This window comes from Streptomyces sp. NPDC055815, assembly GCF_053616475.1.
In genome coordinates this window covers 261,950-282,588 of sequence record NZ_JBSHDU010000002.1, presented here as the reverse complement: position 1 = coordinate 282,588, position 20,639 = coordinate 261,950, and the positions used below count along the sequence as shown (strand labels likewise).

Sequence of the window (20,639 nt, the reverse complement as noted above, 5' to 3'; positions counted from 1 at the left end):
GGTGGAAACTGTCCGGAGGATACGGACGTTGTGAAAGTGTCCGGGTCGGCAGGTGTGAAGGATTTTGGTTCGTCCTGCCCCACGGGCGGGTCTGTTTCGGTCAAGGGGAATCGCCCGTGAAGTTGTTTGCGAAGTTGTTCGGCAAGAGCGCACGCGAGGACGGCGGCAACGCCAGGCACGCCGCGCCGCGCCACGCCCAGAGTGAGGAGCAGGGCGGCGAGCGCCCGCTCTTCCGCGACGAGGTCGACGGTCGGGGCGGTGACATTCCGGGCACACAGGGCGCGTCTTCTGTTGACCCCGCCGGTGCCGCCCGCATAGGTTTCGGAGAACCATCAACCTCAAGTACGGGTGGAGGGTTTGCGTCCGACCCGTACGCGACACAGACCTCCGCGGGGCAGCCGCGGCAGGAGGATGCGTCCATGCCGGTGTGCACGAGGTGCGGTCACCGCAACACGGCCGACAGCCGCTTCTGCTCCCACTGCGGTACGCCGCTGCGGGGCGGCGTCGCCCCCGAGCGTGCGTCGGAGACGACGTCGACGATCTCCATCTCGGGCCTTGAGGCGTACGACGCGGAGGTCACCGGTCAGACCGCCCTTCCGTCGCTGTCTCCCGAGGCGCTCGCCGCCGTGGAGGCACTGCCTTCGGGCTCCGCGCTCCTCGTGGTGCGCCGGGGGCCGAACTCGGGCAGCCGGTTCCTGCTCGACGGCGAGCTGACGACGGCCGGCCGTCACCCGCAGAGCGACATCTTCCTGGACGACTTCACCGTCTCCCGGCGCCATGTCGAGTTCCGCCGGGCCCAGGACGGCAGCTTCACCGTCGCCGACGTCGGCAGCCTCAACGGCACCTACGTCAACCGTGAGCCGATCGACTCGGTCGTTCTGTCCAACGGCGACGAGGTGCAGATCGGCAAGTACCGGCTGGTCTTCTACTCGAGCCAGCGAGGCGTGTGACGCCTCGGGGAAGCCCCTTCAGGGAAGGTCCATGCTGCGAACACCGACGGGCGGTGCCGGATCCGGCACCGCCACCGCGGGCGACCGGCTGGTGAGCATCGGGACGGTGCTGAACCAGCTGCGCGACGAATTTCCCGAAGTGACGATCTCCAAGATCCGGTTCCTGGAGGCCGAGGGGCTGGTCGAGCCCCGTCGGACGGCCTCCGGATACCGGAAGTTCAGCCCGCAGGACGTGGAGCGGCTCGCCCGCATCCTGCGGATGCAGCGGGACCACTACCTTCCGCTGAAGGTCATCCGCGAGCACCTCGACGCCCTCGAACGGGGCGAGCAGATCAAGCTCCCCGCGCCCGGGCGGCGGCGGGACCTCCTCGAAGGGGCCTGGGAGCAGGACGAGGCGGAGTCGCCGACCGTCGCGCGGCTCGGGCGGGACGAACTGATCGCCGCCGCCGAGGTGACCGAGACCGAGCTCTCCGAGTGGGAGTCGTACGGCCTGATCGCCGAGACGGAGGGCGGCGGCTACGACGCCGAGGCCGTCACCGTCGCCAGACTCGTCGCGGACCTGGGGAGATTCGGTCTGGAACCCCGGCACCTGCGGGCCGTCAAGGCCGCCGCCGACCGGGAGGCCGGGTTGATCGAGCAGGTGGTCGCGCCGCTGCGCCGGCACCGCAATCCGCAGACCAGGGCCCATGCGGAGGCCACCGCGCAGGAGCTCGCCGCGCAGTCGGTGCGGTTGCACGCGGCGCTCGTCCAGACGGCGCTGGGGATCCGGCTGCAGTGACGCGGCTCCGGTGATCGGGTGCCGTCGACACGTCTCCCGGGTTCGGCTTTGCGCGGCCCGGTTCCCGTCGCCCCGCGCGTTTCGGGAGGTCTCGGAGGGTGTTCCGGGAGGGGGCCCGGAGGGGCCCGACTATCCAAACCGGTCGGGCACGTCCTAGGGTTGCTGTGTGAACGAGCTCGACGTTGTGGGTGTCCGGGTGGAAATGCCCTCCAACCAGCCGATCGTGCTCCTGCGTGAAGTGGGAGGCGATCGGTACCTCCCCATCTGGATCGGACCGGGTGAGGCGACCGCGATCGCCTTCGCCCAGCAGGGGATGGCTCCGCCGCGGCCGCTGACGCACGACCTGTTCAAGGACGTGCTGGAGGCGGTGGGGCAGGAGCTCACCGAGGTCCGCATCACGGATCTGCGTGACGGGGTCTTCTACGCCGAGCTGGTCTTCGCCAGCGGCGTCGAGGTGAGCGCGCGACCGTCCGACGCGATAGCCCTGGCCCTCCGGACCGGAACGCCGATCTACGGCAGTGACGGTGTGCTGGACGACGCCGGCATCGCGATTCCGGACGAGCAGGAGGACGAGGTGGAGAAGTTCCGCGAGTTCCTCGACCAGATCTCACCGGAGGACTTCGGGAGCAGCAGCCAGTGAGGCGGAGCGGTGCGGCCGAAGGCCGTTCGCGGGGTGCCGTCAGAGCATTCGAGTAGCCTTTCCCCGGAGAGGGACACGCGAAACCACTCTCAGGGTGATTATCACTCGGCGTGCCGAGTGTGGCGATCGTTGACGCACCCCGAGTGACTGCCTACCTTCGTGTGGGCAGGTCAAGGACGGAGGGTCGGCGTGATGAGCAGCGCGGACGGTACGGCAGGGAGCTCGCTCGGACGCGTGTCCGGGGAGAGCGGTCCGTATCCGCTTCACGGCAGTGTGGACGACCTCGGGACGGACACCGGTGCCGGCGTCGCCGACGAGGCGATCGGCTACCGCGGACCGACGGCCTGCGCGGCCGCCGGGATCACCTATCGCCAGCTGGACTACTGGGCACGCACCGGACTGGTGGAGCCGAGCGTGCGGCCCGCGTACGGGTCGGGGACGCAGCGGCTGTACAGCTTCCGCGACGTCGTCGTGCTGAAGATCGTCAAGCGTTTCCTCGACACCGGGGTGGCCCTCCAGAACATCCGGGCCGCGGTGCAGCACCTGCGCGCCCGGGGCTTCCGGGACCTGGAGCGGATGACGCTCATGAGCGACGGGGCCACCGTCTACGAGTGCTCCTCGCCCGACGAGGTCGTCGACCTCCTCCAGGGCGGGCAGGGCGTCTTCGGCATCGCCGTCGGGGTCGTCTGGCGCGATGTCGAGGGCGCGCTCTCGCAGCTCCACGGGGAGCGGGTCGACACCGGCGAGACGCTGGTCGGGCACAACCCGGGCGACGAGCTGGCGCGGCGGCGGCGCGACAAGGCGGTCTGAGGGCGGGTCCCGTCGCGGTTCGGTTCCCGTTCCGGCGGCGGGGCCTGGTGGGCCTCAGGGGCGTTGTCAGTGGCGTAGGGCAGCATCGGACGTGTGAGAGCCGCGCCCACCATCCTGCATCTCGACATGGATGCCTTCTTCGCCGCCGCCGAGCAGGCGTCGAAGCCCAGCCTGCGCGGAAAGCCCGTGGTCGTCGGCGGCCTCGGGCCCCGGGGCGTGGTCGCCACCGCCTCCTACGAGGCCCGACGCTTCGGGGTGCACTCGGCCATGCCGATGGGGCAGGCGCGGCGGCTCGCGCCGAACGCCGCGTATCTCGTGCCGCGCTTCGCCTTCTACCGCTCCATCAGCGAGCAGGTCATGGAGCTGCTCGGGCGGCTCTCCCCGCTCGTCGAGCCCCTCAGCCTCGACGAGGCCTTCGTCGATCTCGAAGCCGGCGGTGTCGCCGACGACAGCGCGAGCGCGCGGGCCGTGGGGGAGCGGCTGCGGGCCGACATCCTCGCCACGACCGGGCTCACCGGGTCCGTGGGGCTCGCCGGGTCCAAGATGATCGCGAAGATCGCCTCCGAGGAGGCCAAGCCGGACGGGCTCGTGCTGATCGAGCCCGGCACCGAGCGGGAGCTGCTCGGGCCGCGATCGGTACGGATCCTGCCCGGGGTCGGGCCGGCCACCGGGGAGCACCTGCGGCGCGCCGGGATGACGACCGTGTCCGACCTCGCGGAAGCGGGCGAGGACGAGCTCGTACGGCTCCTGGGACGGGCGCACGGGGCGTCCCTGTACCGGATGGCCCGGGGGTACGACGATCGGGCCGTGGTGGCCGAGCGGGACGCCAAGTCGGTGTCGGTCGAGGACACCTTCGACGTGGACATCCACGACCGCGTACGGATCCGGATCGAGGTCGAACGGCTCGCGGAGCGGTGCGTGGGGCGGCTGCGGGCCTCCGGGCACTCAGGGCGGACCATCGTCCTGAAGGTGCGGCGCTACGACTTCTCGACGCTCACCCGGTCCGAGACGCTGCGAGGGCCGACGGACGACCCGGGCGTCGTACGGGAGGCCGTGGGGCGGCTCCTGGAGGCGGTGGACACGACGGGGGGCGTGCGCTTGCTGGGGGTCGGCGTGAGCGGGCTCGCGGACTACACGCAGGAGGATCTGTTCGCTCAGGCCGGGGCCTCCGAGCGGCCGGCGGAGGAGGTAGGGCCCGAGGCGGCCGCGGAGGTGGAGGCGATGCCGTCCGCCGAGGCGGAGAGCGCCGAGCGGGTGTGGGCGCCCGGGCACGACGTGCGGCACGCCGTGTACGGGGCCGGGTGGGTCCAGGGGAGCGGGGTCGGGCGGGTCACGGTGCGGTTCGAGGAGCCGTGGTCCGGGCCCGGGCGGGTGCGGACGTTCTCCGTGGACGATCCGGAGCTGGAACCTTCGGAGCCGTTGCCGCTGGTGCGGGGGGACGCGGCGGCGTGAGGGCGCGGGCCGCCGCGCCCCGCGGCCGGGCCCGGGTTGCCACCGCACCGCCTCGTGCGGTGGCAACCCGCGCCGCCTCGGCCGACGGCTGGGCCCTCAGGTGCCGTCCTGGCCCGCCAGGCGGCCGAAGTCCTTGTCCGGGGTGTCCGGGGGCGGGGGCGGGAGGGCCAGGCTGTAGTGGCGGTAGAGCTGGAGTTCCTGCTCCGGCGAGAGGTGGCGGCCCACCCCGAAGTCCGGGGCGTCCTTGATCAGGGCCCTCTCGTACGGGATGTGGAGGCCGTCGTCGAGCAGCGCGCTCGGCTCCAGGGGGACGAAGGCGTCCCTGCTGAACAGGCCCGTGCGGACCGCGGCCCACTCCGGGACGCCGGTCGCGTCGTCCAGGTACACCTCGTCCACGGTTCCGATCTTGTGCCCGTTCCGGTCGAACGCCTTGCGGCCGATCAGGCTGCGCGGATCGATATCGGTCTGCACGGTCCCTCCAACTGGTCGCAACTGCTCTACACCCCTACGAAAGTGCACATCTGGGATGTCGGCCACTTGAGCGATGGAAGCCGCAACCTCGCTGGTAGGCTGGTTGTGGCTGTCGACCCTGTGCGGGAGAGTCCCCCGGAGAAACCTTCCGGTGGGCGCCGAAGGAGCAAATCCTCCCCGGAATCTCTCAGGCCCCTGTACCGCGCGGACGAGGTCACTCTGGAAAGCAGAGCGGATGTCCGACGGCATTCCGCTCTCACCGACGGTGAAAGCCGGCGGGCCGCGAGGCGTGCCGGTGAAACTCTCAGGTTGAGATGACAGAGGGGGAGGCCGTCCGGGTACCCGCGCCGTGGTGCCCCTCGCAGGTCGTGACGACCAGGAGGCCTCCGTACATGACCGCCAACCGCACTCCGCTCTCCGAGCTCGAACAGGGCATCCCGTTCGAGCAGCGGCACATCGGGCCCGACGCCGAGGCTCGGGCCAAGATGCTCGCCCAGGTCGGTTACGGCTCGCTCGACGAGCTCACGGCCGCCGCGGTGCCGGACGTCATCAAGAACGCCGAGGCGCTGGGCCTGCCGGCCGCGCGCACCGAGGCCGAGGTCCTCGCCGAGCTGCGCACGCTCGCCGACCGCAACCAGGTCCTCGCCCCGATGATCGGTCTCGGCTACCACGGGACCTTCACTCCGCCCGTGATTCTCCGGAACGTCATGGAGAACCCGGCCTGGTACACCGCTTACACGCCGTACCAGCCCGAGATCTCCCAGGGCCGCCTGGAGGCCCTGCTCAACTTCCAGACCATGGTCGCCGACCTCACCGGTCTGCCCACCTCCGGCGCCTCCCTCCTCGACGAGGGCACCGCCGCCGCCGAGGCCATGGCCCTCTCCCGCCGGGTCGGCAAGGTCAAGAACGGCGTCTTCCTCGTCGACGCCGACGCGCTGCCGCAGACCATCGCCGTCATCGAGACCCGCGCCGAGCCGACCGGTGTCGAGGTCGTCGTCGCCGACCTGAGCGGGGGCATCCCCGCCGAGGTCGCCGAGCGCGGTGTCTTCGGCGTGCTCATCCAGTACCCGGGTGCCTCCGGCGCCGTCCGCGACATCAAGCCGCTGATCGACGCCGCCCACGAGCTCGGCGCGATCGTCACCGTCGCCGCCGACCTGCTCGCGCTCACCCTGCTCACCTCCCCGGGCGAGCTCGGCGCCGACATCGCCGTCGGCACCACCCAGCGCTTCGGCGTCCCCATGGGCTTCGGCGGCCCGCACGCCGGCTACATGGCCGTCCAGGACAAGCACGCCCGCTCCCTGCCCGGCCGCCTCGTGGGCGTCTCCGTCGACGCCGACGGCAACCGCGCCTACCGCCTGGCCCTGCAGACCCGCGAGCAGCACATCCGCCGCGAGAAGGCCACCAGCAACATCTGTACCGCTCAGGTGCTGCTCGCCGTCATGGCCGGCATGTACGCCGTCTACCACGGTCCGGACGGCCTGAAGCAGATCGCCGAGCGCACGCACCGGTACGCCGCCATCCTCGCGGCCGGTCTCACCGCCGGTGGCGTCGAGGTCGTGCACGGCTCGTACTTCGACACCCTCACCGTCCGCGTGGCCGGCAAGGCCGACGAGGTCGTCGCCGCCGCCCGCGAGGCCGGCGTGAACCTCTACCGCGTCGACGCCGACCTCGTCTCGATCTCCTGCGACGAGACCACCGGGCGCGAGCAGCTCGCCGCCGTCTGGGCCGCCTTCGGCGTCACGGCCGATGTCGAGGCCCTCGACGCGGTCACCGAGGACACGCTGCCCGCCGGTCTGCTGCGCTCCGACGCGTACCTGACCCACCCGGTCTTCCACGCGCACCGCTCCGAGACCTCGATGCTGCGCTACCTGCGCAAGCTCGCGGACCGCGACTACGCGCTCGACCGCGGCATGATCCCGCTCGGCTCCTGCACCATGAAGCTGAACGCGACCACCGAGATGGAGCCGGTGACCTGGCCCGAGTTCGGCCAGATGCACCCCTTCGCGCCGGTCGACCAGGCCGCCGGATACGTCACGCTCATCACCGAGCTGGAAGAGCGCCTCGCCGAGGTCACCGGCTACGACAAGGTGTCGATCCAGCCCAACGCCGGCTCGCAGGGCGAGCTCGCCGGCCTCCTGGCCGTGCGTGCCTACCACCGCGCCAACGGCGACGAGCAGCGCACCGTCTGCCTCATCCCGTCCTCCGCGCACGGCACCAACGCCGCCTCCGCGGTGATGGCCGGCATGAAGGTCGTCGTCGTCAAGACCGCCGACGACGGCGAGGTCGACGTCGAGGACCTGCGCGCCAAGATCGCCCAGTACCGCGACGAGCTGTCCGTGCTGATGATCACCTACCCGTCCACGCACGGCGTCTTCGAGGAGCACGTCGCCGACATCTGCGCCGAGGTCCACGAGGCCGGCGGTCAGGTGTACGTCGACGGTGCCAACCTCAACGCGCTGGTCGGTCTCGCCAAGCCGGGTCACTTCGGCGGCGACGTCTCGCACCTGAACCTGCACAAGACCTTCTGCATCCCGCACGGCGGCGGCGGCCCCGGCGTCGGCCCGGTCGGCGTCCGCGCCCACCTCGCCCCCTACCTGCCGAACCACCCGCTCCAGCCCACCGCGGGCCCGGAGACCGGTGTCGGCCCGATCTCGGCCGCCCCGTGGGGCTCCGCCGGCATCCTGCCGATCTCCTGGTCGTACGTGCGCCTCATGGGCGGCGAGGGCCTCAAGCGCGCCACCCAGGTCGCCGTCCTCGCGGCGAACTACATCGCCAAGCGCCTGGAGCCGCACTTCCCGGTGCTCTACACCGGTCCGAACGGGCTGGTCGCGCACGAGTGCATCGTGGACATCCGTCCGCTGGCCAAGGCCACCGGCGTCAGCGTCGACGACATCGCGAAGCGCCTCATCGACTACGGCTTCCACGCGCCGACGATGTCCTTCCCGGTGGCCGGCACGCTCATGATCGAGCCGACCGAGTCCGAGGACCTGACCGAGCTCGACCGCTTCTGCGACACGATGATCGCGATCCGCGCCGAGATCGAGAAGGTCGCCTCGGGCGAGTGGCCCGCCGACGACAACCCGCTGCACAACGCCCCGCACACCGCGGCCGCGCTGGGCGGCGAGTGGAACCACCCGTACACCCGCGACGAGGCCGTCTTCCCGGCCGGTGTCTCGGCGGCCGACAAGTACTGGCCGCCGGTGCGCCGCATCGACGGTGCCTTCGGCGACCGGAACCTGGTCTGCTCCTGCCCGCCGCTGGACGAGTACGACAACTGAGCATGCGCCGAGGGCCGGTTCGGAGGATCTCCTCCGGGCCGGCCCTCGGCGTTTCCCTCGTACGGTGTCCTGCCGCGCGGCTTCAGGCGGCGGTCGTCACCTGTCCCGCGGTCAGCGGCCGGTGCGGGGCGATGATCTGCCCGTCCGGCAGCAGTTCGCCGGTGTCCTCGAAGAGCAGGACACCGTTGCACAGCAGGCTCCAGCCCTGTTCCGGGTGGTGTGCCATCAGTCGGGCCGCCTCACGGTCGGCGGAGTCGGCGGTGGGACAGGCAGGCTGATGCTGGCACATGGGTGGGTTCTTTCGCTGCGTCGTGGTGGATGTCCTGCGGCTCTGTGCGCTCATGGCCGCCCCCGTCGGTCGGTTCGGTTCCGGTCCCCAGTGTTGCCCCACGGACGGTCTTCCGCAGGTATTTCGCGGCAGCTCGTCCTCTCCTGGGAAGACGCATCACCCGCAGGGGCGGTTCAGGTCAACTGCACCGTCTCTTCGGGTGGTTCGGGGTGGTCCCAGCGGGCTAGTCCGTACGGGAGGGGCGTTCGGGAGGCGCGTTCGGGCGCACGGTTCGGACAGGAGTGCGCCCCGTGACCCGGCCGGGTCACGGGGCGGCGTCGCGTGGGTTCGATCAGGCGGGCGCCGGCGAGCCCAGGAGGGGCGGCGGCGCGAGTCGTGTACTGAGCACGGGCAGGAGATCGGCGACCTGGTACGGGCGGTGCGCCGCGATCCCCGGGGGTGCGGGGGCCAGGGGCACCATCAGATCGGCCGCGGCCGGGGCGACGGTGGTGCCGTCGTCCTCCGGTCCGGCCTGCAGCCAGAGCGTCAGCATGTAGAGCTCCGGTACGGACAGCAGTCGTGGTGCGTACGTGACCGGCAGGGCCTCGGCCTGGAGCAGGGCCCGTTCCGTGGCGGAGACGTACGGGCCTTCGAAGAAGTGCGAGAAGGCCCAGCCGTCCGGGGTGAGCATGGTGTCCGCGGCGGCGATCGCCCGGTCTCCGCTGCGGATCAGGAACCGCCAGCCGGCGAGCCGGGTGCCGGGTGCGAGCCCCGGTGCTCCGGTGACGCCGAGGACGTGCACGGGCAGCGGGTTCTCGGGGCTCAGCGGTCCTTGTGCGGCCCGCAGCGCGGGAGTTCGCCGCTCGTTGACGGCGGTCGGTGAGCCGAGGGCCGCGAGGACACTGCGGAGAGCCGGCGCAGGGGCCGGGGAGGGTCGGAGCATGGTGGGTCGCCTCTCACTCAGGAGACACGGTGATGCGTGGGCAGGTACGACGGCGCTGTCGGCGGCGGGGCCAGAGAAGGGCCATGAGGCCATGGCCGGGCGCCAACACTCTGCCTCGTCCGCGGAGTTTATACGACACGTGTTCACACAGTGTTTCCGCTAGACCTCGCGGATATTCCTGACAAGGCGTCATCAGGCCGTAATCACGGGGAGTTGAAGCGGAATCACGAGGGCGATACCGCTCTCACCTGCGCATTCCTCGCGAAGGCGGACGGCTGAATTCCGACCCGGGGTCCCGGGACAATATGACATTGGTATATGTCGAGTGTTCCGTGCCTTCGGGATGTGCCGATGGACCGCTCCGTCCAGCCTATCCTCCGACAGGCCGGTTCCGCAGGCGTTGTGGATCAGCGGGGTGGGCATCATCGTCCGTGACGCGCGGCCGTCCGGGCGGCCGCCCACTCGGGGAGGGACGCTTCGATGGGGCAGAAGGTCGTGGCCGACGGGTTCGGCCCGTCCGACCGGCAGCAGTACCGCAGAAAACTCCAGCAGTGTCTCGCGGGGCTCGCGCGACTGTTGGCGGAGAAGCGGTTCGACCGGCCCCGCAATCTCATGGGCGTGGAGATCGAACTCAATCTCGCCGGCGCCGACGGGCTGCCCAGGATGCTGAACGGACCGGTTCTCGAAAAGATCGCCAGTGCCGATTTCCAGACGGAACTCGGAATGTTCAACCTCGAAGTGAACATCGCGCCCCACCAGCTCCACGGGCGCGTATTCGACCGGCTCGCGGAAGAGATCGGAACCGGCATCGGATATGCCGACCGCAAGGCGGCGGAACTCGACGCGGGCGTCGTCATGATCGGCATACTTCCCACCCTCGCCCAGCGCGACCTGGTCCCCGAGAACCTCTCGGACAACGAGCGCTACACCCTCCTCAACGACCAGATCCTCGCCGCCCGCGGCGAGGACTTCACCCTCGACATCCACGGCGTCGAACGCCTGCTGTGCACCTCCGAGTCGATCGTGCCCGAGGCGGCCTGCACCTCGGTGCAGCTGCACCTCCAGGTGACACCGGCCCGGTTCGCCGCCGTGTGGAACGCCGCGCAGGCCGTGTCCGGCGTCCAGATCGCGCTCGGCGCCAACGCGCCCTTCGTCTTCGGCCGCGAGCTGTGGCGCGAGTCCCGGCCCCCGCTCTTCATGCAGGCCACCGACACCCGGCCGCCCGAGCTCCAGTCCCAGGGGGTACGGCCGCGCACCTGGTTCGGGGAGCGGTGGGTGGACTCGGTGTACGACCTCTTCGAGGAGAACGTCCGCTACTTCCCCGCCCTGCTGCCGCTCTGCGACGAGGAGGACCCGCTGCTCGTCCTCGACCGGGGCGGCGTCCCGCGCCTCCAGGAGCTGGTCCTGCACAACGGCACCGTCTACCGCTGGAACAGGCCCGTGTACGGCTGGGTCGACGGGGTCCCGCACCTGCGCGTCGAGAACCGGGTGCTGCCGGCCGGGCCGACCGTCACCGACGTCATCGCGAACGCCGCTTTCTATTACGGCCTCGTCCGCTCGCTCGCCGACGACCCCCGCCCGGTGTGGAAGCGGATGACCTTCCAGGACGCCGAGGCCAACTTCGACACCGCCTGCCGCCAGGGCATCGAGGCGGAGCTGCGCTGGCCCCGCTCGGGCCGGGCCGGCGGCATCGCGACCCTGCCGGCCGTACGCCTCGTCCTCGACGAGCTGCTGCCGCTCGCCGCCGCCGGGCTCGACGCCTGGCACATCGAGCCCGCCGACCGCGACTTCTACCTCGGGGTCATCGAGCAGCGCTGTCTGCGGAAGGTGAACGGCGCCTCCTGGCAGGCCGACACCTTCCACCGGGCCCTGGACTCGGGCCTCGACCGGGAAGCGGCCCTCGCGGCGACGACCCGGCGGTACCGGACGCTCATGCTCGCGGGCGAGCCGGTGCACACCTGGCCGGTGGGGATCGGCTGACCTCCACCCCGTACCCCTCCATGGGCGATCATGTCCAGGTGGTCCCGGTCGGCCGGGGCCACCTGGACGGCATGGGCCCGCGAGGGGGAAACGGAGACAGGTGTGGTGTCGGAGCAACGACTGAGGGACGGTTCCCTGCCCCCCGACGGCCTGCCGCGCGGCGTGCTGCGCTCCGAGACGCTCATCGTGCTCGCGCTCTCGCTCGGGGCGAGCGGGGTGTCGGCGCTCATCAGCTTCATCGGCTCGCTCACCAAGCCGGGGGCGCTGAAGGAGCAGGCGGCGACGCTCAACGGCTCGTACGCTCCCGGGCGGCCCTGGCTCGACCTGAGCTGGCAGCTCTTCGGCATCGCCACCGCGCTCGTGCCGGTCGTCCTCGTCGCCCATCTGCTGATGCGGGAAGGACCGGGGGTACGGGGGCTGCGGGCCATCGGCTTCGACCGGAGCCGGCCGTGGTCCGACCTCGGGCGCGGGGCCCTGGTCGCGGCCGGGATCGGGAGCGCGGGCCTCGCCTTCTACCTGGTGGCGCGGGCGTCCGGGTTCAACCTGACGGTGGTGCCCGAGTCGCTGCCCGACGTGTGGTGGAAGTACCCGGTGCTCATCCTCTCGGCGATCCAGAACTCCGTCCTGGAGGAGGTCATCGTCGTCGGCTATCTGCTGCGGCGCCTCGGCCAGTTGGGGTGGTCGCCGATGGCCGCGCTGGTGGCGAGCTCGGTGCTGCGCGGCTCGTACCACCTCTACCAGGGGGTCGGCGGCTTCATCGGCAACATGGTGATGGGCGTCGTCTTCGTGCTGCTCTACCGCCGCTGGGGCCGGGTCGGGCCGCTGGTCGCGGCGCACGCGCTGCTCGACATCGTGGCCTTCGTCGGGTACGGGCTGCTGGCCGGGAAGGTGGACTGGCTGCCGACCGTGTGACGGACGCGGGACGGGGGAGAGGGGGTGTGCGGCTCGGTCGGCCGTGCACCCCCTCTCGTACGTCCTCGTACGTCTGCCTCTTCGTGCGTCAGACGCGCAGGTCGCCCTCGATGACCGTGACGGCGTGACCGTTCAGGAGGGTGCGGTCGCCGCACAGACGGGTGCGGACGTGGCCCGTACGGGCGCCGCCCTGGAAGCCGGTGAGCTCCTCGCGGCCGAACCGGGCCGACCAGTGCGGGGCGAGCGCGGTGTGGGCGCTGCCCGTGACCGGGTCCTCGTCGATGCCGACGGCGGGGAAGAAGCCGCGCGAGACGAACTCGTAGCCGCTGTCCGGGTGTTCGGCGGCGGCGGTCACGATGATGCCGCGCGTGGAGAGCGCCTTCAGGGCGGCGAAGTCCGGCGTGAGGGAGCGGACGGTGGCCTCGTCGCGCAGCTCGACGACGAGGTCGCCGATGTGGTCGGACGTGTCGTGGACGGCGACGATCTCGGCGCCGAGCGCCTTCTCCAGGCCCTCGGGGACCGGGAGCGGGGTGAGGGAGGAGGTCGGGAAGTCCATCGTGATCGTGCCGTCCTCCTCGGCGGTGGTGATCAGGAGCCCGCAGCGGGCAGCGAAGCGGACGGTGCCGCTCGCGATGCCGGTGCTGTGCAGGACGTGGGCCGTGGCCAGGGTGGCGTGCCCGCACATGTCGACCTCGGTGGTCGGGGTGAACCAGCGCAGGGCCCAGTCCGCCTCGCCACCGGCGGGCAGCGGGTGGGCGAAGGCCGTCTCGGAGAGGTTGACCTCCGCGGCGACCTTCTGGAGCCAGGCGTCTTCGGGGAAGGAGTCGAGGAGCAGGACCCCGGCAGGGTTGCCGGAGAAGGGCTGGTCGGTGAAGGCGTCGACGATTCGGATGCGCATGCGACCGACCGTACCGGGGGAGGAAAACGGCGGGCCAAGGCCAATCGCGGAGAACTGGACCCGTTCTCGTGCGGGCAGGCCTGTGGGGCGAGTGGGCCGGGGGGCTTCGATGATGTTCGGGTACGGGGACGAGTGGTGGGCGCTGCTGTTCTACCCGGTGCTGCTGTGGGTGCCGTTCGGGCCGTTCCTCATGGCCGCGACGGGCGTGTGGTGCGCCCGGCGGCCCGGTATGTGGCCGTGGCTGTGGTCGGTGCTGTTGCCGCTGCTGCCGGTGGGGGTGTCGGCGACCGCGCTGGTCCTGCCCTGGGACCAGCCGACGCGGACCGAGGACCTCGTCGGCTACCTCCTCGTGTACGTCCTCGGGATCACGGTGCTGCCGTGGGTGCTCGGGTACGGGATCACCCGGGTCGTGCGCGCCGTGCGGGCCCGTCGTGGCGCCGGGGTCAGAGGGGAGCCAGGACCATGAGGATCTCGTCGCGGTCGTCGTCGGCGGCCAGGCGGAGGGCTCCGGGCCAGCGGCCGATCTCCCGCCAGCCGAGCCGGCCGTAGAAGTCCTCGAGGCCCGCGCCGCCGCGTGCCGCGAGGTGCAGCTGCTCCAGGCCCATCTCGTCGCGGGCGATCGCGCGGGCGTGCCGGACCAGGCCCGCGCCGATGCCCCGGCCTCGTACCGCGAGGCGGGTCTGGACGTGGTGCAGGGTGCCCCAGTGCGCGATCAGCGGCCAGGGGTCGCGGCGGAGGCACAGCCAGCCCGCGAGGGCGCCGTCGACCGTGGCGATCACGAGACGGCTGCTCTCCGGGGCGAGTCCGGCGACGATGCGGTCGACCGCGGCGGCGACCTCCGTCGGGTCGACCGGCGGGAAGGGGAACCCGGCCGCCCCGCCGGCGTCGCTCACCTCGGTCCAGCAGTCGACGAGAGTCGTCGCCAGCCCGGCGGGCAGCGCCTCGCGGGAGGTGAACTGGGTGAAGAGCGGGGTGGTGTTCGTGCTGGTCATCGCAGGAGTGTCGCAGAGCCTTGGGGGGCCGGCTCCTTCAGGGTGAGTTCCAGGGAGAGTTGGGCGCCCAGCTCCTCGAAGCCCAGGGCTGCGGCGACCCGCCGGGAGGCCGCGGGACGCGCGCGCCACTGGGGCAGGAGTCCGGCGGCGAGGGCGTGGGCGACCGCGGCCGAGGCCGCCGTCCGCGCGAGCCCGCGTCCGCGGGCCTCCGGGGCCGTCAGCACGCTGATGTGGGCGGTCCGGCGCGGCCAGTCCTCGTAGCCGGCGGCGGCCACGACCCGGCCGTCCTCACGGACCACGAACGCGGGGGAGGTGATCTCGTCCAGGGCGGCCTCCGCGGCGTCCTCCTGCCCGGCGGCCGCTTCGAGGGCGCGCAGGGCCCGATGACCGGCGGGCAGCCGTTCCACCGGCGAGGGGCCGGTGGCCGGACGGAAGCCCTCCGGGGACACGTACGCCAGCGTCGCCGGTCCGAGCGTCCTGGCCACGGGCAGGACGTCACGGACGGAGGCGGCGTCCACCAGGGCCTCGGCCGGCAGGCCCGAGAAGGCGGTGCGGACGGTCGCGGCGGTCTCCTCGCCCGGCACGGTCACGATCGCCGATCCGGCGAGGGTGACGACGCCGACCCATCCGGACGGGCAGAGGCGCGACTCCGGCGAAACGATCACGCTCACCGTGCCCCCGGGTGTGAACGACTGGGCTGCCCCGGCCAGTTCCTCCCAGAGTGCGCGGGCTCCGCGTACGAGGGGATGCGTCGACATGGCGCCGATCATGCCAGCCGGAGGGGTCTCATCCTCGGTCGCGGAGGTACGTCTCCAGTTCGGCGGCCCCGGACAGCATCGCGCGGCCGCGGGCGGACAGGCGGCCGTGCCAGTCGGTCAGTGTGGCCTCCAGGGGTTCCAGGCCGCCTGCCGTCCGTACGTGGGCGATCAGCGGGGCGATGCGCTCCAGCGGGTAGCCGCCGCGCCTGAGTTGGTGGGTCAGTTCGGCGTCCCGTACGGCGGCTTCGTCGTACACGCGGTACCCGGTCATCGGGTCGCGGTGCGGGTGGACCAGGCCGGCCCTCTCCCACGTGCGCAGGGTCGCGGGGCGGATGCCGAGCTTCCTCGCCAGCGGTCCGACGAAGGTGCCGCCGGGCGCGGGTGGCGTCGGGGTCCCCCGGTCCAGGTCGCGGAGGGCGTTCTCCACGGCGCGGAGGGTCCGCCGGTCGTCGAGGAGCTGGGCGTGGCTCTCGTCGATCAGGCGGAACGCCTCGTCGGCCGCCCCCTCGTTCACGGCCCGCATGATCGACGTCGCCGTCGGATGGCCGTGGCCCGGCAGCAGGGCCAGGAACGCGCGCAGGGCCCCGGCGTGCAGAGGGGTGTACGTGCGGTAGCCGGAGCGCGTGCGAGCGGCCGCCGGGAGGATGCCGGCCTCCTCGTAGTTCCTGACCGCCTGCGTCGACAGACCGTGCTCGCGCGCCAGATCGACCGGCCTGAGCCGCACCCCGCTTTGAAGGTTTTTCCCCATGAGGACCACGGTATCGCGGGCCATGCGCGAAAAAGTCTCCACCGAATGTTCAGCGATAGCGTGGAAGGCATGGCGACTGACATCAAGGACACCACTCATGCCGTCGACGCTGCCTCCGTCCTGGGGCTGCTTCCGGCCCGGCCCCGGCTGCTCGCCCTCGGCGAGCCCACCCACGGCGAGGACACCCTGCTCGAACTGCGCAACGAGCTCTTCCGGCAGCTCGTCGAGGAGGCGGGCTACCGGACGATCGCGCTCGAGACCGACTGCCTGAGGGGCCTGCTCGTGGACGAGTACGTCACCACCGGGACCGGGACTCTCGACGCGGCCATGGAGCACGGATTCAGCCATGGCTGGGGCGCTTTCGCGGGCAACCGCGCGCTCGTGCGCTGGATGCGCGCGTACAACGCGGGCCGGCCCGCCTCCGAGCACCTTCGCTTCGCCGGATTCGACGGCCCGCTGGAGATCACCGGCGCCGAGAGCCCCCGGCAGGCGCTCACCGCACTCCACGGCTACCTCGCCGCCCACGTGGACGCGGACCTGCTCCCCTGCACGCCGGAGACCCTCGACGGGCTGCTCGGCGGCGACGGCCGGTGGACCGAGCCCGCCGCCATGATGGACCCGGCCCGGTCCGTGGGGCGGTCCGCCGAGGCCGGCCCGCTGCGGCTGATCGCCGACGACCTGGTGGCGCTGCTCGACGAGCAGCGGCCGCACCTGATCGCCGTGAGCCCGCCGGAGGAGCTGGACCGGGCGCGTCTGTACGGGCGCACCGCGCTCGGACTGCTGCGGTACCACCACTGGATGGCCGACACCTCGCCGGCCCGCCTCGCCAGGCTGGTCGCCGTACGGGACCGGATGATGTCCCTCAACCTGCTCGCGCTCGCCGACCGGGGCCCGGCCTTCGTCTACGCCCAGAACGCCCACCTCCAGCGGGAGAAGAGCTCGATGCGGATGGGCGGGCGGCCGCTGGAGTGGTGGAGCGCCGGTGCACTGGTGAGCGCACGGCTCGGCGAGGAGTACGCCTTCGTGGCGATGGCGCTGGGCACGATCCGGCACCAGGGCGTGGACGCGCCGCCGCCGGACACCGTCGAGGGGCTCCTGTACGCCCTGCCGGAGGACCGCCGCGTCGTCGACGCCCGGCGGCTCGCCGCCGTTCTCGGCGATGCGCTGCCCGCGCCGCGCGTGTCCCCCTGGTTCGGGTACGCCTCCTTCGACCCGGCCCACCTCGGGGCCTGTGACGGGCTCGTGTTCGTGAGGGACGTTCCGCAGTGCTAGGCCGTCTCTTCCGGATCTTGCCTGACCGATCGGTCGGGTCTTGTTCGGTGAACAGTTCCGATATATCGTTGAGGCATCGCGACAGTTCGACGATGATTCTCGATGGAAGGAGCGTTGCGATGCGTTCACATGGACACGAGTACGGAAACGGACACGGCCACGGTCGTGGAGGCTGCGGCCCCGGTCCTCGGGGTGACTTCGAGGGGCGGCGTGCCGCGTTCGGGCCGTTCGGGCCCGGGTTCCGCGGCGGGCCGTTCGGTGGCGGCCCCTTCGGCGGCCCGGGTCGCGGCGGCGGCCGGGGGCGGGCGCGGCGCGGTGACGTGCGCGCCTCGATCCTGGCGCTCCTGAAGGACCGCCCGATGCACGGCTACGAGATGATCCGCGAGATCGGCGAGCGCAGTGAGGGGGCCTGGAAGCCCAGCCCCGGCTCGGTGTACCCGACCCTCCAGATGCTGGAGGACGAGGGCCTGATCACCAGCGCGACCGAGGGCGGCAAGAAGCTGTTCACGCTCACCGACACCGGGCGCGCCGAGGCCGACGAGGGCCCCGAGGCGCCGTGGGAGGAAGCCGGGCGCGGGGTCGACTGGGACGCCGTGAACGAGATCCGGCAGGCCGGCTTCGGTCTGATGGAGGCGTTCGGGCAGGTCTGGAAGACCGGCAGTCCCGAGCAGCGGCAGAAGGCGGTCACCGTGATCAACGATGCCCGCAAGAAGCTGTACCTGATCCTCGCCGACGAGCACTGAGATCCATCGGGAGGGCCCCGCGACCGTCGTCGCGGGGCCCTTCCGGCTGTCCGGCGGTACGGGTCAGACCACCAGGCCCGAGAGCTTGCGCAGGGACTCGGTCAGCGCCGCCGTCGCCGAGTCCTTGAGCTTGCCCGCCATCAGGGAGACCGCCGCACCGGTGAACTCCCCGTCGATCCGTACCGTCGTCGCGTCCCCCTCCGTCGTCAGGGAGTAGCGCGTTCCGACGACGACCCCCATCGGGCCCTTGCCCCTGATGGCGAACGTCCGCTCGGCCTCCAGCTCCTCCACCGTCCACAGCACCTCGGCGGGGAAGCCCATCAGCTTCATGTTCTCCGTGAAGGTGGTACCCGCCTCCAGGGCGGCCGGGCCGCCGTTCGGGAAGCTGGTGTGGGTGGCGTTCCACTCGCCGTACGAGGAGAAGTCCGTGAGCCGCGCCCAGACCTTTCCGGCCGGCGCCTCGATCCGTGCCTCCGCGCTGACTTCGGCCATGAGACCACCCCTTCACGCGTGCCAACTGGGTTCCGGTGTCGCGGAACGTAGCGGGGCGGCCGTGAACATTCAATACTGATGAACCGTCAGTTCTGCCGTGGTCGGTCCCGCGCCGTCGCCGATCCACCAGATCTCGGCCGCGTCGAAGCTGTCGGAGGCCCGGGGCGCCCCGTCCTCCTCGTGGCAGTGGAAGGCCGCCCAGAACAGATCGGCCGGCAGCGCCTCCCGGGGTGCGTACACCCGGTACACGTACTGCCGCCCGTCGCGTGAGGGCAGGGCCACCATCCAGAACACGCTCGGAAGACGTCCGGGAAGGGGGTCATGGTTGCCATGGGGGCGCAAAGCAAGGCGGCGCGCGCCTCTCGGGGTCGACGCGCGCGATCTCATCCGTAAGGAGGAGGAACCGCGCGCGCGTGCCCAACTCCGGTGGGATGCGGACATGCTTCTCCCCGGTGATGTTCCGGCCCTCCCGGCCTGATGAGGTGGGAGGGTGCACCATCCCGTCCCGCGCCCTCAGCCGCTCCCGTCCTCCGTCGCCCCGCGCGCGGAGCTCGCGCCCCATCTGACGCCGTCGCTCGCGACGGTGGTGTCGGGTGCGCGCCGCAGAGCCCTCAGGGACGGTGACCGTCAGATCGACACCGCCCACCTCCTGCACTCCCTCGTCGAATCCGACCCCGAGGTCGGCGCCGCCTTCGAGGGCGGCCACCAGCCGGCCCGCGTCCTCGGCTATCTCGTCCAGCGGTCCATCGGCTACGGCCTGCGCTGGCAGCGTACGGAGGAGGAGTCGGCGGTCCGGCGCCTGCTCCCCGCCGCGCGCGGTGCCGAACCCCAGGCCGCCCGGCCCTCCCCCTGGTCGCCGGCCGCTGCCGCCGCCCTGGAAGGCGCCTTCCGGCGGGCCGCCGAGCGCGGCGAACCCCAAGCCCGCGGCCTCGATCTGCTCGCCGCCGTAGCCGCCGATCCCGAGAGCCGGGCCGTCGAGGTGCTGCGGCGCGCGGGGGTCGAACCGGCCGCACTGGGCGCCCGGATCGCCGGCCTTCTGACCGCCCGCGACGAGGAGCCGTCTCAACAGGTGTAACGGGGGTTACGCCCCTGACGGCGTCCTGTCATGATGGCCCGATGCACGCGTCTCAGGGGAGAAGCGCCGGCCTGGGACTCGCCCTGGCCTCGGCCTTCGCATTCGGTGGTTCAGGAGTGGCGGCCAAGCCGCTCATCGAGGCGGGACTCGACCCGCTCCACGTGGTGTGGCTCCGCGTCGCCGGCGCCGCACTCGTCATGCTGCCGGTGGCCTGGCGCCACCGGGACCTCCTGCGCCGCAAACCGGCCCTCCTCGTGGGCTTCGGCCTGCTCGCCGTCGCCGGAGTCCAGGCCTTCTACTTCGCCTCGATCTCCCGCATCCCCGTCGGCGTCGCCCTCCTCATCGAGTACCTCGCCCCCGCCCTCGTCCTCGGCTGGGTCCGCTTCGTCCAGCGCCGCCCCGTCACCCGCGCCGCCGCCCTCGGCGTCGTCCTCGCCGCCGGCGGCCTCGCCTGCGTCGTGCAGGTCTGGTCCGGGCTGAGCTTCGATCTCGTCGGCCTGCTCCTCGCCCTCGCCGCCGCCTGCTGCCAGGTCGGCTACTTCGTCCTGTCCGACCAGGGCGCCGACGAGGCCGAACAGGCCGACCCGGTGGGCGTCATCGCGTACGGACTGCTCATCGGCGCGCTCGTCCTCACCCTCGTGGCCCGGCCCTGGGGCATGGACTGGGGCGTCCTCGGCGGACGGGCCGACATGGACGGGACCAGCGTGCCCGCGTGGCTGCTGCTCGGCTGGATCGTGCTGATCGCCACCGTCCTCGCGTACGTCACCGGCGTCATCTCGGTGCGCCGGCTCTCCCCGCAGGTGGCGGGTGTCGTGGCCTGTCTCGAGGCGGTCGTCGCGACCGTCCTGGCCTGGGTCCTGCTCGGCGAGCACCTGGACGCGCCGCAGATCATCGGCGGTGCGGTGGTCCTGGTCGGAGCCTTCATCGCCCAGTCCTCGACCCCGAAGGCGCCCGCGAGCGAGCCGGTGGCCGGTTCCGGTCCGGCGACCGGAGCGGACGAGTCCACGGAGCGGGACGCGCAGTTGTCCGGCGGTCGTACCGCCTCGTAGGGTGCCGACCATGCATTCCACCGTGCTTCCGCCGCCCGTCGCCTAGCGCGCGCGGAGACTCTCCTCGACGAAGACCGGGCCCGGCCGGCGATTCCTCGCCGCCGGGCGGTTCGTCGCTGCCCGCGCGCGG

The 20,639-nt window shown here is 71.9% G+C and carries 22 protein-coding genes and 1 riboswitch; of the genes, 13 read left to right on the top strand and 9 right to left on the bottom strand.

The annotated features are described in order from the left end of the window. Positions 1 to 8 precede the first annotated feature (8 nt). The 5 genes from ACWGN5_RS03110 (at position 9) to ACWGN5_RS03090 (ending at position 4,630) form a co-directional block, all read left to right on the top strand. The gene (locus ACWGN5_RS03110; RefSeq protein WP_453510881.1) at positions 9 to 950 is read left to right on the top strand and encodes an FHA domain-containing protein; all 942 of its coding nucleotides are present in this window, start codon (positions 9 to 11) and stop codon (positions 948 to 950) included. 31 nt (positions 951 to 981) lie between these two features. Continuing rightward, on the top strand, positions 982 to 1,728 hold the full coding sequence (ftsR, locus tag ACWGN5_RS03105) for a transcriptional regulator FtsR (RefSeq protein ID WP_453510867.1): 747 nt from the start codon (positions 982 to 984) through the stop codon (positions 1,726 to 1,728). A 166-nt stretch (positions 1,729 to 1,894) separates the two neighbouring features. Then, positions 1,895 to 2,368 carry a bifunctional nuclease family protein gene (locus tag ACWGN5_RS03100; RefSeq protein WP_453510866.1) on the top strand — a complete coding sequence of 158 codons (474 nt, stop codon included), beginning with the start codon at positions 1,895 to 1,897 and terminating at the stop codon, positions 2,366 to 2,368. 192 nt (positions 2,369 to 2,560) lie between these two features. Next, the gene (locus ACWGN5_RS03095) at positions 2,561 to 3,178 is read left to right on the top strand and encodes a MerR family transcriptional regulator (RefSeq protein WP_453510865.1); all 618 of its coding nucleotides are present in this window, start codon (positions 2,561 to 2,563) and stop codon (positions 3,176 to 3,178) included. A 93-nt stretch (positions 3,179 to 3,271) separates the two neighbouring features. Next, the gene (locus ACWGN5_RS03090; protein ID WP_453510864.1) at positions 3,272 to 4,630 is read left to right on the top strand and encodes a DNA polymerase IV; all 1,359 of its coding nucleotides are present in this window, start codon (positions 3,272 to 3,274) and stop codon (positions 4,628 to 4,630) included. A 96-nt stretch (positions 4,631 to 4,726) separates the two neighbouring features. Here the strand turns inward: ACWGN5_RS03090 and ACWGN5_RS03085 are convergent, their stop codons facing one another. Then, a complete protein-coding gene (locus ACWGN5_RS03085; protein ID WP_453510863.1) occupies positions 4,727 to 5,101 on the bottom strand; it encodes a PRC-barrel domain-containing protein in 375 nt (124 codons plus the stop codon). Between the two features lie 113 nt (positions 5,102 to 5,214). Continuing rightward, a riboswitch (glycine riboswitch) is annotated at positions 5,215 to 5,314 on the top strand. Between the two features lie 179 nt (positions 5,315 to 5,493). Here ACWGN5_RS03085 and gcvP point away from each other — a divergent pair. Then, entirely contained in the window at positions 5,494 to 8,379 is a 2,886-nt protein-coding gene (gcvP, locus tag ACWGN5_RS03080; RefSeq protein ID WP_453510862.1) for an aminomethyl-transferring glycine dehydrogenase, read from the top strand. Positions 8,380 to 8,461: 82 nt separating this feature from the next. Here the strand turns inward: gcvP and ACWGN5_RS03075 are convergent, their stop codons facing one another. Further along, a complete protein-coding gene (locus ACWGN5_RS03075) occupies positions 8,462 to 8,668 on the bottom strand; it encodes a DUF5999 family protein (RefSeq protein ID WP_017238438.1) in 207 nt (68 codons plus the stop codon). A 331-nt stretch (positions 8,669 to 8,999) separates the two neighbouring features. Next, a complete protein-coding gene (locus ACWGN5_RS03070) occupies positions 9,000 to 9,590 on the bottom strand; it encodes a hypothetical protein (protein ID WP_453510861.1) in 591 nt (196 codons plus the stop codon). Positions 9,591 to 10,070: 480 nt separating this feature from the next. On the opposite strand from ACWGN5_RS03070, the gene ACWGN5_RS03065 reads away from it, so the two are divergent. Further along, positions 10,071 to 11,570: a glutamate--cysteine ligase gene (locus ACWGN5_RS03065; protein WP_453510860.1), complete on the top strand. Its 1,500-nt coding sequence runs from the start codon at positions 10,071 to 10,073 to the stop codon at positions 11,568 to 11,570. A 120-nt stretch (positions 11,571 to 11,690) separates the two neighbouring features. Further along, positions 11,691 to 12,482: a CPBP family intramembrane glutamic endopeptidase gene (locus tag ACWGN5_RS03060; RefSeq protein ID WP_453510880.1), complete on the top strand. Its 792-nt coding sequence runs from the start codon at positions 11,691 to 11,693 to the stop codon at positions 12,480 to 12,482. An 88-nt stretch (positions 12,483 to 12,570) separates the two neighbouring features. Here the strand turns inward: ACWGN5_RS03060 and ACWGN5_RS03055 are convergent, their stop codons facing one another. After that, positions 12,571 to 13,380 carry a PhzF family phenazine biosynthesis protein gene (locus tag ACWGN5_RS03055; RefSeq protein WP_453510859.1) on the bottom strand — a complete coding sequence of 270 codons (810 nt, stop codon included), beginning with the start codon at positions 13,378 to 13,380 and terminating at the stop codon, positions 12,571 to 12,573. Between the two features lie 109 nt (positions 13,381 to 13,489). Here ACWGN5_RS03055 and ACWGN5_RS03050 point away from each other — a divergent pair, with 109 nt between their 5' ends. Continuing rightward, a complete protein-coding gene (locus tag ACWGN5_RS03050) occupies positions 13,490 to 13,846 on the top strand; it encodes a hypothetical protein (protein ID WP_453510858.1) in 357 nt (118 codons plus the stop codon). Here the strand turns inward: ACWGN5_RS03050 and ACWGN5_RS03045 are convergent. The 3 genes from ACWGN5_RS03045 to ACWGN5_RS03035 are packed head-to-tail and all read right to left on the bottom strand — an operon-like array spanning position 13,824 to position 15,878. After that, positions 13,824 to 14,372, bottom strand: coding sequence for a GNAT family N-acetyltransferase (locus ACWGN5_RS03045; RefSeq protein ID WP_453510857.1), 549 nt, complete (start codon positions 14,370 to 14,372; stop codon positions 13,824 to 13,826). The genes ACWGN5_RS03050 and ACWGN5_RS03045 overlap by 23 nt on opposite strands. Then, positions 14,369 to 15,130, bottom strand: coding sequence for a GNAT family N-acetyltransferase (locus ACWGN5_RS03040; RefSeq protein ID WP_453510856.1), 762 nt, complete (start codon positions 15,128 to 15,130; stop codon positions 14,369 to 14,371). The genes ACWGN5_RS03045 and ACWGN5_RS03040 overlap by 4 nt, the downstream gene beginning before the upstream one ends. A gap of 28 nt (positions 15,131 to 15,158) precedes the next feature. Next, positions 15,159 to 15,878, bottom strand: coding sequence for a TioE family transcriptional regulator (locus tag ACWGN5_RS03035; protein ID WP_453510855.1), 720 nt, complete (start codon positions 15,876 to 15,878; stop codon positions 15,159 to 15,161). A gap of 69 nt (positions 15,879 to 15,947) precedes the next feature. On the opposite strand from ACWGN5_RS03035, the gene ACWGN5_RS03030 reads away from it, so the two are divergent. Both ACWGN5_RS03030 and ACWGN5_RS03025 read left to right on the top strand, forming a co-directional pair. Next, the gene (locus ACWGN5_RS03030; protein WP_453510854.1) at positions 15,948 to 17,150 is read left to right on the top strand and encodes an erythromycin esterase family protein; all 1,203 of its coding nucleotides are present in this window, start codon (positions 15,948 to 15,950) and stop codon (positions 17,148 to 17,150) included. 119 nt (positions 17,151 to 17,269) lie between these two features. Next, positions 17,270 to 17,893 (top strand): PadR family transcriptional regulator, encoded by a 624-nt coding sequence (locus ACWGN5_RS03025; protein ID WP_453510853.1) that lies wholly within the window; start codon positions 17,270 to 17,272, stop codon positions 17,891 to 17,893. A gap of 63 nt (positions 17,894 to 17,956) precedes the next feature. On the opposite strand, the gene ACWGN5_RS03020 is transcribed toward ACWGN5_RS03025, so the two are convergent. Beyond that, positions 17,957 to 18,385, bottom strand: coding sequence for a type II toxin-antitoxin system Rv0910 family toxin (locus ACWGN5_RS03020; protein ID WP_453510852.1), 429 nt, complete (start codon positions 18,383 to 18,385; stop codon positions 17,957 to 17,959). Positions 18,386 to 18,454: 69 nt separating this feature from the next. Then, entirely contained in the window at positions 18,455 to 18,679 is a 225-nt protein-coding gene (locus tag ACWGN5_RS03015; protein ID WP_392158210.1) for a hypothetical protein, read from the bottom strand. A 196-nt stretch (positions 18,680 to 18,875) separates the two neighbouring features. Here ACWGN5_RS03015 and ACWGN5_RS03010 point away from each other — a divergent pair, with 196 nt between their 5' ends. Further along, on the top strand, positions 18,876 to 19,460 hold the full coding sequence (locus tag ACWGN5_RS03010) for a Clp protease N-terminal domain-containing protein (protein ID WP_453510851.1): 585 nt from the start codon (positions 18,876 to 18,878) through the stop codon (positions 19,458 to 19,460). Between the two features lie 41 nt (positions 19,461 to 19,501). After that, entirely contained in the window at positions 19,502 to 20,509 is a 1,008-nt protein-coding gene (locus ACWGN5_RS03005; protein WP_453510850.1) for an EamA family transporter, read from the top strand. Positions 20,510 to 20,639: the final 130 nt, after the last annotated feature.

Excerpts from the sequence above, each read along its gene's own strand:
- gcvP (WP_453510862.1), top strand. The coding sequence starts at position 5,494 with ATGACCGCCAACCGCACTCCGCTCTCCGAGCTCGAACAGGGCATCCCG.
- ACWGN5_RS03065 (WP_453510860.1), top strand. The coding sequence starts at position 10,071 with ATGGGGCAGAAGGTCGTGGCCGACGGGTTCGGCCCGTCCGACCGGCAG.
- ACWGN5_RS03055 (WP_453510859.1), bottom strand. The coding sequence starts at position 13,380 with ATGCGCATCCGAATCGTCGACGCCTTCACCGACCAGCCCTTCTCCGGC.
- ACWGN5_RS03040 (WP_453510856.1), bottom strand. The coding sequence starts at position 15,130 with ATGTCGACGCATCCCCTCGTACGCGGAGCCCGCGCACTCTGGGAGGAA.
- ACWGN5_RS03070 (WP_453510861.1), bottom strand. The coding sequence starts at position 9,590 with ATGCTCCGACCCTCCCCGGCCCCTGCGCCGGCTCTCCGCAGTGTCCTC.
- ACWGN5_RS03045 (WP_453510857.1), bottom strand. The coding sequence starts at position 14,372 with ATGACCAGCACGAACACCACCCCGCTCTTCACCCAGTTCACCTCCCGC.
- ACWGN5_RS03050 (WP_453510858.1), top strand. The coding sequence starts at position 13,490 with ATGATGTTCGGGTACGGGGACGAGTGGTGGGCGCTGCTGTTCTACCCG.
- ACWGN5_RS03030 (WP_453510854.1), top strand. The coding sequence starts at position 15,948 with ATGGCGACTGACATCAAGGACACCACTCATGCCGTCGACGCTGCCTCC.
- ACWGN5_RS03005 (WP_453510850.1), top strand. The coding sequence starts at position 19,502 with ATGCACGCGTCTCAGGGGAGAAGCGCCGGCCTGGGACTCGCCCTGGCC.
- ftsR (WP_453510867.1), top strand. The coding sequence starts at position 982 with ATGCTGCGAACACCGACGGGCGGTGCCGGATCCGGCACCGCCACCGCG.
- ACWGN5_RS03025 (WP_453510853.1), top strand. The coding sequence starts at position 17,270 with ATGCGTTCACATGGACACGAGTACGGAAACGGACACGGCCACGGTCGT.
- ACWGN5_RS03035 (WP_453510855.1), bottom strand. The coding sequence starts at position 15,878 with ATGGGGAAAAACCTTCAAAGCGGGGTGCGGCTCAGGCCGGTCGATCTG.
- ACWGN5_RS03020 (WP_453510852.1), bottom strand. The coding sequence starts at position 18,385 with ATGGCCGAAGTCAGCGCGGAGGCACGGATCGAGGCGCCGGCCGGAAAG.
- ACWGN5_RS03095 (WP_453510865.1), top strand. The coding sequence starts at position 2,561 with ATGAGCAGCGCGGACGGTACGGCAGGGAGCTCGCTCGGACGCGTGTCC.
- ACWGN5_RS03075 (WP_017238438.1), bottom strand. The coding sequence starts at position 8,668 with ATGTGCCAGCATCAGCCTGCCTGTCCCACCGCCGACTCCGCCGACCGT.